The organism is Candidatus Photobacterium acropomis, from assembly GCF_030685555.1.
GTDB classification, from domain to species: Bacteria; Pseudomonadota; Gammaproteobacteria; order Enterobacterales; family Vibrionaceae; genus Photobacterium; species Photobacterium lucens.
Genome location: NZ_CP131609.1, coordinates 3,037,646 through 3,051,965 on the forward strand (window position 1 = coordinate 3,037,646; position 14,320 = coordinate 3,051,965).

13 protein-coding genes are annotated in these 14,320 nt (G+C 42.6%); 4 read left to right on the forward strand and 9 right to left on the reverse strand.

Annotation, left to right across the window (positions count from 1 at the left end; all coding sequences use genetic code 11):
- Positions 1–83 precede the first annotated feature (83 nt).
- The 3 genes from deoC to Q7657_RS20650 all read right to left on the reverse strand — a co-directional run bounded on the left by deoC (position 84) and on the right by Q7657_RS20650 (position 3,759).
- Positions 84–860: a deoxyribose-phosphate aldolase gene (gene deoC, locus Q7657_RS20640; protein WP_107166805.1), complete on the reverse strand. Its 777-nt coding sequence runs from the start codon at positions 858–860 to the stop codon at positions 84–86.
- 606 nt (positions 861–1,466) lie between these two features.
- Positions 1,467–2,756, reverse strand: a complete 1,290-nt coding sequence (locus Q7657_RS20645) for a NupC/NupG family nucleoside CNT transporter (RefSeq protein ID WP_107166806.1) — start codon at positions 2,754–2,756, stop codon at positions 1,467–1,469.
- A 220-nt stretch (positions 2,757–2,976) separates the two neighbouring features.
- Positions 2,977–3,759, reverse strand: a complete 783-nt coding sequence (locus Q7657_RS20650; protein WP_107166807.1) for a TatD family hydrolase — start codon at positions 3,757–3,759, stop codon at positions 2,977–2,979.
- A gap of 236 nt (positions 3,760–3,995) precedes the next feature.
- Between Q7657_RS20650 and prfC the strand changes: the two genes are divergently transcribed.
- Positions 3,996–5,585, forward strand: a complete 1,590-nt coding sequence (gene prfC, locus Q7657_RS20655) for a peptide chain release factor 3 (protein ID WP_107166808.1) — start codon at positions 3,996–3,998, stop codon at positions 5,583–5,585.
- A 94-nt stretch (positions 5,586–5,679) separates the two neighbouring features.
- Here prfC and rimI read toward each other — a convergent pair whose 3' ends face one another.
- The 5 genes from rimI to ubiT form a co-directional block, all read right to left on the reverse strand.
- A complete protein-coding gene (rimI, locus tag Q7657_RS20660; protein WP_107166809.1) occupies positions 5,680–6,135 on the reverse strand; it encodes a ribosomal protein S18-alanine N-acetyltransferase in 456 nt (151 codons plus the stop codon).
- On the reverse strand, positions 6,125–6,526 hold the full coding sequence (locus Q7657_RS20665) for a DNA polymerase III subunit psi (protein ID WP_107166810.1): 402 nt from the start codon (positions 6,524–6,526) through the stop codon (positions 6,125–6,127). The genes rimI and Q7657_RS20665 overlap by 11 nt, the downstream gene beginning before the upstream one ends.
- A gap of 156 nt (positions 6,527–6,682) precedes the next feature.
- Complete coding sequence (locus tag Q7657_RS20670) at positions 6,683–7,780, reverse strand: glycerol dehydrogenase (protein ID WP_107166811.1); 1,098 nt, start codon at positions 7,778–7,780, stop codon at positions 6,683–6,685.
- A 184-nt stretch (positions 7,781–7,964) separates the two neighbouring features.
- The gene (locus Q7657_RS20675) at positions 7,965–8,468 is read right to left on the reverse strand and encodes a GNAT family N-acetyltransferase (RefSeq protein ID WP_053987900.1); all 504 of its coding nucleotides are present in this window, start codon (positions 8,466–8,468) and stop codon (positions 7,965–7,967) included.
- Complete coding sequence (gene ubiT / locus Q7657_RS20680; protein ID WP_008988406.1) at positions 8,458–8,979, reverse strand: ubiquinone anaerobic biosynthesis accessory factor UbiT; 522 nt, start codon at positions 8,977–8,979, stop codon at positions 8,458–8,460. The genes Q7657_RS20675 and ubiT overlap by 11 nt, the downstream gene beginning before the upstream one ends.
- Before the next feature lie 231 nt (positions 8,980–9,210).
- Here ubiT and Q7657_RS20685 point away from each other — a divergent pair, with 231 nt between their 5' ends.
- The 3 genes from Q7657_RS20685 (at position 9,211) to Q7657_RS20695 (ending at position 13,283) form a co-directional block, all read left to right on the forward strand.
- Positions 9,211–11,238: an EAL domain-containing protein gene (locus Q7657_RS20685; protein WP_107166812.1), complete on the forward strand. Its 2,028-nt coding sequence runs from the start codon at positions 9,211–9,213 to the stop codon at positions 11,236–11,238.
- Between the two features lie 147 nt (positions 11,239–11,385).
- On the forward strand, positions 11,386–12,393 hold the full coding sequence (gene ubiU, locus Q7657_RS20690) for a ubiquinone anaerobic biosynthesis protein UbiU (protein ID WP_107166813.1): 1,008 nt from the start codon (positions 11,386–11,388) through the stop codon (positions 12,391–12,393).
- Between the two features lie 11 nt (positions 12,394–12,404).
- The gene (locus Q7657_RS20695) at positions 12,405–13,283 is read left to right on the forward strand and encodes a U32 family peptidase (RefSeq protein ID WP_107166814.1); all 879 of its coding nucleotides are present in this window, start codon (positions 12,405–12,407) and stop codon (positions 13,281–13,283) included.
- Between the two features lie 62 nt (positions 13,284–13,345).
- On the opposite strand, the gene nlpI is transcribed toward Q7657_RS20695, so the two are convergent.
- Complete coding sequence (gene nlpI, locus Q7657_RS20700) at positions 13,346–14,260, reverse strand: lipoprotein NlpI (protein WP_107166815.1); 915 nt, start codon at positions 14,258–14,260, stop codon at positions 13,346–13,348.
- Between the last annotated feature and the right edge of the window lie 60 nt (positions 14,261–14,320).

The window sequence follows — 14,320 nt, forward strand, 5'->3', positions numbered from 1 at the left end:
AAATTAAAGTATTAGTTACGACGTTAATAACGTCGCCAAAGAATTTAAACAAGGTGGCATTTCACCACCTTGTTTACAAAGGATTAGTAGCCGCCTTGCGCCGCTGCTTCACCTTCGCCTAATGTGTGTAGCAAGTTAGCAAGTAAGCTTGATGCACCAAAACGGTAGTGACGGCTATCCGCCCACTCTTCACCTAGAATTTCATCAGCCATTGCTAAGTATTGTTGCGCATCTTCTGCTGTACGCACACCACCTGCAGGCTTAAAGCCAACTGTTTTTTCTACGCCCATGTCTTTGATCACGTTAAGCATGATTTGTGCGTATTCTGGTGTTGCGTTAACAGGCACTTTACCAGTTGATGTTTTGATGAAATCTGCACCAGCATTGATTGAAATTTCAGATGCTTGCTTGATCAGTGCTTCTGTTTTTAGCTCACCCGTTTCGATGATAACTTTTAGTAGTACGTTGTCGCCACATGCCACTTTACATTGCTTCACTAGCTCAAAGCCAACTTCTGCATTACCAGCCATTAGTGCGCGGTATGGGAATACTACGTCTACTTCGTCAGCACCGTAAGCAACCGCCGCTTTTGTTTCAGCAACAGCGATTTCGATATCATCGTTACCGTGTGGGAAGTTAGTTACTGTTGCAATGCGTACTTCTGGCGTACCTTGCTCACGTAGTTGCTTCTTCGCTACTGGGATAAAGCGAGGGTAAATACACACTGCTGCCGTGTTACCAACAACTGTTTTAGCGTTCTTACAAAGCTCGATCACTTTTGCATCAGTATCGTCGTCATTCAGTGTTGTTAAATCCATTAATTTAAGTGCACGTAGTGCAGCAGTTTTTAAATCGCTCATGACTATCTCCAGTCGTAATATTTAATTCAAAGCTTCTCAAATTAAGCTGTGAATATCAGTATAAACGAAGGTAAAGCACTCATGGTTTTTCCATCAGGCTACCGTATGCAGTATCAAATACTGCAACAAATGAGCGGACTTGATTCCTTGAAGTTTCCAGTAAGTAAATACTTACCAAATGACTTATCCATATTCCCGCGCAAGAGCAGCAACACACGGCGCAACCCTTGCAAAATCGCTTTATTTGTTGGGTTCAATCATAACAACTCGACCGTCATTCGACTATCAAACTTATGTTTCCTCCCGTGGATAATGTGTTTACTAAAATAATAAATCAGAAACAGTAAAAGCGTTATTCTGCCTAACCCTATTGATTTAAAATAAGTGGTATTTGCTCGTCACATTACCCTTTTTGAATGGCGTAAGAATAGCAGAGTGAAAATATAGAAAAGGGAACGCAATCGATTTTATGAAAGTTCATTTCGAACTATCGCCATAATGTTTACCTATACTGTTGAAAAGCGCCAAAGCTACCATCACGCAAACATAAAAAAACGCCCTAACTGACAGTTAGGGCGTTTTTATGAGATTTGATTATCTTTGCAATTACATCGCTAGAGAGATAAACAGACCAGCAATTGTTGCAGACATTAGGTTCGATAATGTACCTGCTGCTACCGCCTTCATACCGAAGCGAGCGATTTCTGCACGGCGGCTTGGAGCAAGGCCACCTAGACCACCTAGTAGGATTGCAACCGATGATAGGTTTGCGAAACCACATAGTGCGAATGAGATAATTGCTTTTGTCTTCTCAGACATTGCTGCGCCAGTTTGAGCAACGATCATGCCACCATCTGCTACGTCTTTTAGGTACGGTGCAAAGTTTAGGTAAGCAACGAATTCGTTAACAACAATCTTCTGACCAATGAATGAACCAGCGATTTGTGCTTCACCCCATGGCACACCGATTAGGTAAGCAAGTGGTGCGAAGATGTAACCTAGGATCAGTTCTAGTGTTAGCTGAGGCATACCGAACCAACCACCGATGCCACCTAGCATACCGTTGATTAGGGCGATTAGACCGATAAATGCTAGTAGCATTGCACCTACGTTTAGCGCAAGTTGCATACCTGATGAAGCACCTGCTGCTGCTGCGTCGATAACGTTAGCTGGTTTTTCAATGCTTTCATCTTCGTTACCAGCAAGCTGCTCGATAGGCTGCTCAGTTTCTGGCTTGATGATTTTAGCAAACAGTAGACCACCTGGTGCTGCCATGAATGATGCAGCAATTAGGTATTCTAGTGGCACACCCATTGATGCGTAACCTGCTAGTACACCACCAGCAACAGACGCCAAACCACCACACATTACAGCGAATAGCTCAGATTGCGTCATCTTAGGAATGAATGGACGAACAACTAATGGCGCTTCTGTTTGACCAACGAAGATGTTCGCTGTTGCTGACATAGATTCAGCGTGAGAAGTACCCAATACTTTGCGTAGACCACCACCAAGAATGTTGATAACAATTTGCATCACACCCAAGTAGTAAAGAACACTAATCAACGCAGAGAAGAAAACGATAACAGGAAGAACGCGTAGGGCGAATACGAAACCACCACCACCGAATACTTCAAACATTTTATCCGATGTTAGGCCACCAAATAGGAAGTTGATACCGTCATTACCGTAAGCGATAACGTTAGCAACAGCCTGCGACATGCCATATAGCACATCACGACCAACTGGCACATACAGTACGAATGCACCTAATAAGAATTGGATAGCAAATGCGCCACCAACAGTACGTAAGTTAATTGCTTTACGGTTATCAGAAAGTAGTACTGCAATTAGTAGCAGAACAACCATCCCAACCAGGCTCATAAACATGCTCATGGTTTATGTATATCCTATAAGTTAAATTTGGCGTCTCAACAATTCGGCTCTCTATAAGAGTCGTGCGCATTATACGCATGCAGCCCGTAACAAAGTAATGCCACCATCACAGTTTTAGAGCTGTAAACATGCAAGAGTTACCCACTATGTGAACACAATCACAAAAAGTTAGAACCAAAAAGCAAACGTTTTACGCAATCGTTTGTCTTTTGTACCAAGATCACGAGGGAATTTTAAATAGTTCATGTGCAGTTAAGGTTGTAGCACCGATAACATCCGCTATTTCTATCCCTTTAAGCAGTGCAACTGACTGCGCAATATGGGTTAAACGTTCAGGTCGATTTGGTTCTCCTTGAAAACCACAAACAGGCATATCAGGTGCGTCAGTTTCTAAAACGATAGCTGACATTGGAAGCTTCCTGATGGTTTCACGAGTCTTTTTCGCCCGTTCGTACGTGATTGTGCCGCCGACTCCAATTTTGATCCCCAAATCCAACAATTGAGAAGCTTGCTGATAACTACCACTAAAACCGTGATAAATCCCACCTTGAGATGGCATGTCTGCTTTAATGGCTCGCAATAATTCAGGAAAGGCTTTACGACAATGTAATATGACTGGAAGATGGTAAGCATTCGCTAACTTTAGTTGCTTAGTGAGCCAAAATAGTTGCTGCTGACGATCAAACTCTGCAAGTGCAAAATCCAATCCGCATTCACCTACTGCAACACACTTTGAATGGGACTGTTTAAGTACACGGGCTAATGCATGCTCCAATTGAATACAAACATCATCACTATGTTCAGCACTAAAGAAAGGATGAATACCCAAACCGTAATAAAGCTCATGATGGTGTTGGCATAACTGCTCAATATTATGCCAATTAGATTGCCCCACAGAGGGAATGACTATTTGCTTAACTCCAGCTGCTTTTGCCAAGGTTAACGCACGCTCTGGATCATCACTAAACGGGGGAAAATCAAAATGGCAATGGGTATCTATCATCTATAATCCCTTTCATTACAAATCTCTTGTTATGAAGAGATACCTTACCGCTCTCTTCTATTTGGTTAAGAATACTTTATTTCACTATGCTCAATTAAGGATTCTTATACGCCTAGATTGAGTCTCACGTTAAAATCAGCGACAATAAGAAGTAATTCACCATTCATTTTGTTCTGTTGCTTTGCTTGATGCATGACAGCGGCAACGGAGTACTTTTATTAAAAAAGAACACGCTAATGTCGCAAACTCAGTTTCAGGGCGAAGTATCTAAACGTCGTACTTTCGCTATCATCTCTCACCCCGATGCGGGTAAAACAACCATTACTGAAAAAGTACTGTTATTCGGAAACGCTATCCAGAAAGCAGGTACAGTAAAAGGTCGTGGTTCAAACCAACACGCAAAATCAGACTGGATGGAAATGGAAAAAGAGCGTGGTATCTCTGTTACTACCTCTGTAATGCAGTTCCCATACAACGAATGTCTGGTAAACCTACTTGATACCCCTGGACACGAAGACTTCTCAGAAGATACCTACCGTACTCTAACGGCTGTTGACTCATGTCTGATGGTTATCGATGCGGCAAAAGGTGTCGAGGATCGTACTCGTAAGTTAATGGAAGTAACGCGTCTGCGTGATACGCCTATCGTTACCTTCATGAACAAATTGGACCGTGATATCCGTGATCCAATGGATCTACTTGATGAAGTTGAAAATGAACTAGGCATGGCATGTGCCCCTATTTCATGGCCGATCGGTTGTGGTAAAGAGTTCAAAGGTGTTTACCATATTCACCGTGATGAAACTATCCTGTACAGCACAGGTCAAGGTCACACCATCCAAGAACAACGTATCGTTAAGGGTCTTGATAACCCTGAGCTTGATGAAGCAGTGGGTAGCGATCTAGCTGCACAGCTTCGTGAAGAGCTTGAGCTTGTACTGGGTGCTTCAAACGAATTTGATGAAGAGCTATTTCTAGCTGGTGAATTAACACCGGTATTTTTCGGTACTGCACTAGGTAACTTTGGTGTTGACCACATGCTTGATGGTTTAACTGCATGGGCTCCTGCACCACTACCTCGTCAAGCTAATGAGCGTGAAGTTGAAGCAACGGAAGAGAAGTTCTCTGGCTTCGTATTTAAGATCCAAGCCAACATGGATCCTAAGCACCGTGACCGTATCGCATTCATGCGTATTGTATCGGGTACTTACAATCAAGGTATGAAGATGAACCATGTTCGTACTGGTAAAAACGTAAGTATCTCTGATGCGGTAACCTTCATGGCGGGTGACCGTTCTCGTGCTGAAACGGCTTATGCGGGTGACATCATCGGTCTACACAACCACGGTACTATCCAAATCGGTGATACTTTCACTCAAGGTGAAAGCTTGAAGTTCTCAGGTATTCCAAACTTCGCACCAGAATTGTTCCGTCGTATTCGCCTCAAAGATCCACTAAAGCAAAAGCAGCTACTAAAAGGTCTAGTACAGCTTTCTGAAGAAGGTGCGGTACAGGTATTCCGTCCACTGCAAAACAACGATTTGATCGTAGGTGCGGTAGGTGTACTTCAGTTTGATGTGGTTGTTGCACGTCTAAAAGCAGAATACAACGTTGAAGCGATTTACGAAGGTGTTAACGTGGCAACTGCACGTTGGGTTGAATGTGGTGATGTGAAGAAACTGGAAGAGTTTAAGCGTAAGAACCAAGCAAACCTTGCACTTGATGGTGGCGATAACTTGTCTTACATCGCACCAACGATGGTTAACCTAAACCTTGCGAAAGAGCGTTTCCCTGAAGTGGATTTCCGTGCTACTCGTGAACACTAATCACTACTATTGGGTTTAACCTGTAGATATAACAAAGCCGAGCATCATGCTCGGCTTTTTCATATGAGTAACTCTTCAAATCAAGACAAAAGGCTTAGCCAAATGGCATAAACATGTACGCCATGATCAAAGCATCTTCACGACCTGTTGCTGTCGGGTAGTAATCTACACGGCGGTTAGTTTCATTAAATCCAGTTGCTTCGTAAAGCTTATAGGCGCTAGTGTTACTTTCACGCACTTCTAGCCAAATTTCTTCTGCTTGTTTCGCTTCTAGCGCATCAATAAAACCATTTAATAAGATTTTACCGTAGCCCTTGCGTTGGTGTGCAGGATCAATGGCAATATTCAGTAACGTACCTTCACCTGCCACCAGCTGCCCATAACAGTAACCAACAACTTTATCATCTGCGATTAAAACGTAATTTGCCGCAATACGATTGGGCTCTTTACGGATCATTGATTCAGCCCAAGGAAAGGCATGAGCTGCTTGCTCAATACGCCATACCTCATCACAATGCTGCGCTTCTAAGGGAATAATTTTATGCGTCATAACTACAGATCTGTTGCCATAATGTTTTCTTCGCAAAAGGATCATTATGCATTAACGGTAAAGATACGGAATTAAGGACCTGACATCCGGTTGGATGAGCGCCTTGGCAACCTGCAAACCAGCACCACGTTAAATGGTGTTCACCGACTTGCTCTAGGGCTTCAAGTGGCAGCGATAACGCCTGTTCAGGTTGTAATTTCATGCTACTGAGAATACGTCCAAACAACCATGCATCATGCTCATTGAGTTCATCATTGGTAACTAATAGTAGTTTGCAACTTTCAGGGAGATCAATCACAGGGATGACTTGATCAGGAAAGATTTCAGGCTTTCTCACCTGCCAATAGGTTAACCCCATTTCTTGGAGTACCTGAATATCACGCTGTTTCATTCCGTACCTGCTATCTTACTTCCACAGCATTATGAGCAATGCTATGGCAATTCATGGCGCTGATCCTACCAAATTACGTCTCAGTTGTACTTATAAACCCAATGAAATAATGGATAAAAAAATACCGACAGCAAAGTCGGCATTTTCCTCACATCATTAATCGTGATAGCGCTGCGCCAGCTTATTTGCTTCAATGATCGCTTGGTACACCTGATTAGCACTGACTTTCACTGGCATATTGCCCATTGAGTTGGCTGGAGAGCAGGCCATATCAACCACTTCTCGCCAGTCAGATTCCACAAACTCATCAATACCGAAATCAGCTAATGTCAGTGGCAGCCCTGCTGTTTTGATCACGTAAATCACATTCTCAATTTCTTCAATATCGGCTTTCTCTAACACCAATTGTACTAGCAGACCAAATGCAACTTTCTCACCGTGTTGAATGTGATTAAATTTCTCGATCGATGACATACCATTACAGATAGCATGTGCACACGCGATACCGCCAGACTCAGCAGCAACACCGCTTAAGTACACAATGGCTTCCACCATCTCTTCTAAAGCAGGAGTCACTTCCTGACGACGTACCGCTTCCATTGCCATTTCAACATTATCGACAATTAACTCGTAGCACATCAACGCCATACCAAGCCCAGTGCGTGACACACGGGTTTTCACCAAATTTAAACTGGCTGCATAACAACAAGCCCGAGTTTCAAAAAAGGTCGCTAGCGCATCACCAATACCCGCAGCAAAATATTTTTCCGGCGCTTGAGCAATAAGGCGCGTATCTGCCAACACTACATCTGGGTTTTGCGGTAAAACGAGGTAACGATCGAATTCGCCATTCTCGTTATAAATAACAGAGACAGCAGTACAAGGTGCATCACTTGATGCAATGGTTGGGAAGATCACCACTGAGGCATGGCTATAATGAGCAACCGCTTTTGCCACATCTAAGGTTTTACCACCGCCAATACCAACAACAATATTGGCACCTTGTGTTTCCACTAACTGACGTAAGCGCTCAATTTCATTCTCGGTACATTCACCCTGAAATTTTTCAGCACATGCCGTGATCCCTGCTTGTTCTAAACATGGCATCGCCTGTTGTTGAACACGTTCGAGAATGAACTCATCACAAATAAGCAATGCATTATTGCCAAAGTCTTTAATAAAGCTGTCAAGTTGTGCCAATAAATCTTGACCAATAATGAATTTTTTCGGGGATGTGATACTGCGAGGGATCATCGTCAATAGTCCTAACCATATACTTATACGATGATAAATTATCACGATGGAAAAATAAGAAATATCTAGAAATTAGATATCTTACATCCCAATAGTAAAATGAATGAATACATGAAAAATAAAAAAGCACAGCATTAAGTGCTGTGCTTTTAAAAATAACGAATAACAACATCACAATATGTTATTACAGCGCATCAAACTCTGGGCTGTATTTCACCATGCCTTGGTGTTGAGCAACGGTACCTGGAAAAACATCACATACCATGAATGCTTCTTCCGTATTCGGCCATGGACAAGTCAGTTGGTGATCTAATGCTTTTTCAAAGCCCGCTTTTGCGTAATAAGCAGGATCGCCTAATACTACGATCGCAGGATAGCCAAAATCACCCAATACGCTTTTCGCTTCTTCAATCAGCGCTTGACCAATACCTTGACCTTGATAATCTTCACGCACAGCTAAAGGTGCTAAGCCTTGCCAGTTATGATCTTCACCATCGATGGTTACAGGGCTAAAGAAAGCGTTACCCACGATTTCCCCCTCGTCATTGCATGCCACCAGCGATAAGGTTCGACAACCATTTTCACGTAATGTCATCACAAGGTTGGCTTCCGCTTCAGACGGAAAAACAGCTTTGAGTAAGGTATCTATTGGTAAGATATCAGCAGGAGCTTCAGATCTAATGAGCATTTAAGGCCTCTTGGGCAGCACTGCGCTCATGCATACCTTGATGAATGAACTCAGCTGATTGCTGCAAAATAAACTTCACAGGAGCAGGTAGAGAATCAAGATCGATACTATCCATCAAGTTTTTCACTTCTAGACCTAACTCAGTATCCCCTTCGATACGAAGACGACGTTGGAAGAACAGTGTATCAGGATCTTCTTTACGTGCAGCAATAAGTACTAAATCATTACACTCACCGCTGAAACTGACATCTTCTTGTTCGCAGTGCTCCGCAACCACTAGCTTTTCATCTTCATAACTAATGAACCATTGCAGACCTAAATCACGCACTTCTACTTTTAGCCAACGATCTTCTAAGAACTCAAAATCGCCATCCTCTAGCGCTTCTTTGAAAACCATAGCTAAGCCTTCTAACATCACTTTCTTTTGTACAGAGAAAGGCGTTAATTTCGCAGGTACGCGGAGTAGTGAAGGAGCATGTTGAACTATTTGTTTTCGAAGTTGAGCAATCACAATGATTTATTCCTGTTTAAAATCGCACTTAGATCCCGATTGTATGGCAAGATAGCAGTTTCGTTTTATGCCTTGAGTCAAAAAAAACGCTTCTGTATTGGCAAAGTTCATAATAATTTTCGCCACGGGCTGTATATTAAGGCTAGAGTACATTCATAACATTTATATATACGCTACTTGGTACATACGTAGCGCATTAAATATAACACCGACATGGAGAATGGTGACTAAATGCCAACAGAGCAACTAGACTATTGGTTTCCTTTGCTGACTGATAATAGCCCCTTCTTTTTTGCCATCCTTGATCGTCAACATAATTACTATGCGGTAAATAATCGTTTTTGTGAAATCAGTGGGCTCGAACGTGAAGCGCTGCTCGGTAATAACGATTCTAATGTATTAGGCGATCATTACTACCAATCTCTAAAACCTTATTATGATCGTGCTTTTAACGGTGAAAGCGTTGAAGCAGAGGTCGTACTCAATGACAGTCGCCACGAATCAAGCTTGCACTTTAGCCTTGCCCCTCTTTGCGATCTTGAAGGTAATATTCAACATATTATTCTGCACTCAATCGATACCTCTGAGCGCCAAATTCTTATTCATTCGCTGGAAGAAACTGAGCATCAACTTAATCAATTAAATAACCTGATCACAGAAGGGATCTGTTTGATTGAAAACAATGTGGTGATCAACGCCAATGATCAGGCAGCGATTCAACTTGGCTTTCCAACAAAAAAAGAATTACTAGGACGTTCACTGGATCAATTACTGCTAGATAGCAACAATCAACCTTGTACAGGTGAAAGACTAAAAAGTGACGACAGTAAATCGCCCGCTTGCTACACCCCTATCAATAAAAATGAACAAACAAAACCAGTAAAACTCAGCATATCCCCCGTTAAACAAATGGGCTCTGAAGCACTATTGGTGAAAATTGAAACCACACAAGAGATCAAACGCCAGCAAGGACACATTGAACAGTTAGTACAAATGGATCCATTGACAGGCTTGCTCAATCGCCATGGTTTTACCCGTCAACTAGAAAAGCTGATGAAAGCCGAAGTGCCGGTAGTGATGCTGTATATCGACATTGATAACTTTAAGAATATCAATGATTCGTTAGGTCATCATATTGGCGATAAAGTACTGCAAGAAATCGCCCAACGTCTACGCCGTTTATTACCAGAAACTGCAATTATCGGCTATTTAAGTGGTGATGAATTTGCCATATTACTGCCAAACCCAGAGCATGAACGTACAGGCGAAATTATCTCTGAGCAAATCATAGCACTGGTTAATCAACCATTTGAGCTACGTCATTTTAGAAAACACCTTGCCTGTTCAATTGGTATGGTGACATCACCTGGGCATGGCAGTGATGCCCGAATGATGTTGCAAAATGCCGATACAGCCATGTATGAAGCCAAGCACCGTGGGCGTAACCGTTTAGTTGAATTTAATGATTCTATGAGCAAAGAAGCTCGTATGCGCTTGTGGCTTGAAATTGAGCTACAAAAAGCGCTGCAAAATAACGGCTTAGAGGTATGGTATCAGCCGAAAGTGAATGCCCGTGATTTTGCCATTGATGGCGCAGAAGCACTCGTGCGTTGGAAACACCCTGTTGAAGGCTATATTAGCCCTGCTCAGTTTATTCCGGTGGCTGAAAGCTCTGGCTTAATTGAACAACTCGGTTGTGTTGTGATGCGTGAAGTCTTTACTACCGTTAGCCAATGGAAAAAACGTAAACTGCTGACAGGACGTGTTGCGATTAACTTATCACCACAACAATTTGGTAATTCAGGCTTAATTAGTTTTGTTGATAAGCTCCGTCTATCCACCGATATAAATCCGGCAGACATTACGTTTGAGCTAACCGAAAGTGCGGTAATGAGTGACGGTGAACATACCGTTCAGATGCTAAATTCGATCAAGCAACTGGGCTTTGCCCTTTCTATTGATGATTTTGGTACTGGTTATTCATCGCTATCATATCTCGCTCGTTTCCCACTTGATGAACTAAAAGTGGATCGTGCTTTTATTCAAGATATCGACACCATTCCCAAGCAAGTTACCTTAATTGAAAACATTATCAATTTAGGAAAGTCACTCAAAATGAGTGTGGTGGCGGAAGGGATTGAAACCCGCCAACAAGCGACACTACTATCGAATTTAAACTGTGACTATATCCAAGGTTTCCACTTTTATCGCCCAATGCCAAAACACGAATTAGAAGCGATTTTATTGCAAAATAAATGAGTCAAATTCATCTCAAAAAAGGAGCTTAACGGCTCCTTTTTTCTTAATAAAAACAACGAAAACCTGCCTAAAATCAAAGCACCATTCATTAAACACTTTTAGGATCATCGGTCATCATTTTATTCAAAGACTGGATGATAAAAAATAATGGAGCTTCTCTGCCCCGCTGGTAACCTTCCAGCCTTAAAAACCGCAATTGATAATGGTGCTGATGCCGTTTATATCGGTTTCAAGGACGATACCAATGCCCGCCATTTTGCTGGTTTAAACTTCACTGGCCGCAAGCTAGAAAAAGCGGTTGAGTACGTTAAAGATCATAACCGTAAACTTCACGTCGCACTTAACACTTTCGCCCATCCAGATGGTTTTAACCGTTGGACAAAAGCGGTTGATAACGCTGCCGCTATGGGTGTAGATGCGTTGATCGTGGCTGATATTGCCGTATTAGAATACGCAGCGACTCATTACCCAGATTTAGAGCTGCATCTGTCTGTACAAGCCTCTGCTACCAATACGGCCGCGATTGATTTCTACAAACAGAACTTCAATGTAAAGCGTGTTGTACTACCTCGCGTATTGTCGATCCACCAAGTAAAACAACTTGCCCGTAATACTGATATGGAGCTTGAAGTATTTGCTTTCGGCAGCCTATGCATTATGTCTGAAGGTCGTTGTTACCTATCGTCTTACATGACCGGTGAATCACCGAACACTGTGGGTGCTTGCTCACCAGCTAAATTTGTTCGTTGGCAAGAAACCCCGCAAGGGCTTGAGTCTCGCTTAAATGAAGTGCTGATCGATCGTTACGGTCACGGTGAAAACGCTGGCTACCCTACACTGTGTAAGGGCCGTTTTGATATCAACATTGATGGTGAAAACAAACGCTACCATGCGCTTGAAGAGCCAACGAGTTTAAACACGCTTGAGATCTTACCCGAGCTATTTAAAGCCAACATTGCTTCAGTGAAAATTGAAGGTCGTCAACGTAGCCCTGCGTATGTTGAACAAGTGACACGTACTTGGCGCGCAGCTATTGATCACTACCTTGCAAACCCTGAAGGCTACCAAGTTAATCCAGCTTGGAATGCTTGTTTAGATAACGTTTCAGAAGGTAAACAAACCACACTCGGTGCTTATCACCGTAAATGGCAATAAGGAGCCAAACAATGAAATACTCTCTTGGCCCATTGCTTTACTTCTGGCCGAAAAATGATGTTGAAGCGTTCTACCAACAAGCGAAAAACAGCAATGTTGATATCATTTACTTGGGCGAAAGCGTGTGTTCAAAACGTCGTGAACTAAAGCCTGCACAGTGGTTGGAGATCGCAAAAGATATCGCGACGAGCGGCAAGCAAGTAGTGTTATCGACCATGGCATTACTTGAAGCGCCGAGCGAAGTAAACATCATGAAGAAGTATGTCGATAATGGCGACTTTATCATTGAAGCGAACGATGTATCTGCAATTCAATTGGCTTCCCAAGCGAAGATCCCATTTGTCGTTGGCCCTGCTGTGAACTGCTACAACGCACAAACGCTAAACCTATTTTTAAAACAAGGTATGACCCGTTGGTGTATGCCCGTTGAGCTTTCTCGCGAATGGCTTAGCAACACACTAACAGAGTGTGAAAATCTGGGTATTCGCAATAAGTTTGAAACGGAAGTGTTCAGCTACGGCTACCTACCGTTGGCGTACTCTGCGCGTTGTTTTACTGCTCGTGCAGAGAACCGTGCTAAAGATGACTGTGAAACCTGCTGTATTAAGTACCCACAAGGGATCACCGTCAACAGCCAAGAAAATCAAAAGGTCTTTACGCTAAACGGTATTCAAACCCAATCTGGTTATTGCTACAACTTGATCAACGATCTAAAAGGTATGGCTGATTTAGTTGATGTGGTTCGTTTAAGTCCACTGGGCCTTGATACCCTAAGTTTAGTCGATGATTTTCGCTCAAATGAGCAAAGTGAAGTTCGCCATCAGTTAGAAGACAGTCACCAATGTAATGGTTACTGGCACAGCCTTGCTGGACTTAACATTAGCGAATAAGCAACGCAAACACTCGCTCAAAAGAGCAAATAAAAAAGCCGCATTCATCTGCGGCTTTCTTTTTATCCCCCCGGTACGACCGGAACGGTTTCGCTATTCGGAGCATCTTGCTCTTGGTAAGCTGAATAGAGTCGACTCAATTCAAGTAACGATAAGCGATGTTCAATAAACTCATATACATTACCCGCTAACGCCAATTTATATAGCATCACTGCGGTGGAGTAATCTTCTTTATTCTGGTGCAGCTTGCCTAAATAGAAATACGCCTCTGTTAAGTGCTCAGCTAGCTCATCATTATTTTCACTTTGCTCTGCAATATCACTCAACAATTGACGCTCAGTCATTTGCCCCAAAAATAGGCGAACTAACTGCCAACCCCAGGCTTTTTTATTACTGGCATCATAACGCTGCTTCAATAATGCTAAGGCTTGCTCTGGCTGTAATTCCACGTCATTGAGGTATAGCCAAATTACACGATAAGGATCATTCAGATCTTGTTTATAGTGTGGCAATAAATCTTTGTTAGCTAACTCATAACGCTCACCATAATACAGCGCAATACCACGGTTACGCTCTGCGTACATATGGTTAGGAGCAAGCTCTAAGGTGGAATCAAACGCTTCATAAGCAGCATCAAAATGTGCCATCTGGGTAAAATACACCCCTAGCACATTATATAAATCTGGTTGGTTTGGCTCTAACGTCAGTGATTTATTAAAATCTAAACGAGCCAAATCACGTAAACCTAAACTGTCATAAACTAAGCCACGTTCATAGAACACTTGCGCTAATGTTGCTTGGGAAAGATCATCACGCTGTAAAATTTGTTCAATACGCGCTAATTGGATCTGCTGTTGCAGTGTCGGTTGAAATGGGATCGCCATCGGAGGATGGGTCCACTTAGTTGGTGCCGTCGCACAACCTGATAGCAACATGACTACAGTGATTACGGCAAATTTTAAGCGAGTTGCTATCAAGGCACTTCTCCCTAAGGCTTATAAAATGACTCAGTCCTATTTTCATCATTCAATTTCATA

What these genes read in the sequence shown, in the direction of transcription:
- Q7657_RS20645 (WP_107166806.1), bottom strand. Translation starts at nt 2,756, where the DNA reads ATGAGCATGTTTATGAGCCTGGTTGGGATGGTTGTTCTGCTACTAATT.
- Q7657_RS20665 (WP_107166810.1), bottom strand. Translation starts at nt 6,526, where the DNA reads ATGAAACAGCGTGATATTCAGGTACTCCAAGAAATGGGGTTAACCTAT.
- deoC (WP_107166805.1), bottom strand. Translation starts at nt 860, where the DNA reads ATGAGCGATTTAAAAACTGCTGCACTACGTGCACTTAAATTAATGGAT.
- prfC (WP_107166808.1), top strand. Translation starts at nt 3,996, where the DNA reads ATGTCGCAAACTCAGTTTCAGGGCGAAGTATCTAAACGTCGTACTTTC.
- ubiU (WP_107166813.1), top strand. Translation starts at nt 11,386, where the DNA reads ATGGAGCTTCTCTGCCCCGCTGGTAACCTTCCAGCCTTAAAAACCGCA.
- Q7657_RS20670 (WP_107166811.1), bottom strand. Translation starts at nt 7,780, where the DNA reads ATGATCCCTCGCAGTATCACATCCCCGAAAAAATTCATTATTGGTCAA.
- rimI (WP_107166809.1), bottom strand. Translation starts at nt 6,135, where the DNA reads ATGACGCATAAAATTATTCCCTTAGAAGCGCAGCATTGTGATGAGGTA.
- Q7657_RS20685 (WP_107166812.1), top strand. Translation starts at nt 9,211, where the DNA reads ATGCCAACAGAGCAACTAGACTATTGGTTTCCTTTGCTGACTGATAAT.
- Q7657_RS20650 (WP_107166807.1), bottom strand. Translation starts at nt 3,759, where the DNA reads ATGATAGATACCCATTGCCATTTTGATTTTCCCCCGTTTAGTGATGAT.
- Q7657_RS20675 (WP_053987900.1), bottom strand. Translation starts at nt 8,468, where the DNA reads ATGCTCATTAGATCTGAAGCTCCTGCTGATATCTTACCAATAGATACC.
- Q7657_RS20695 (WP_107166814.1), top strand. Translation starts at nt 12,405, where the DNA reads ATGAAATACTCTCTTGGCCCATTGCTTTACTTCTGGCCGAAAAATGAT.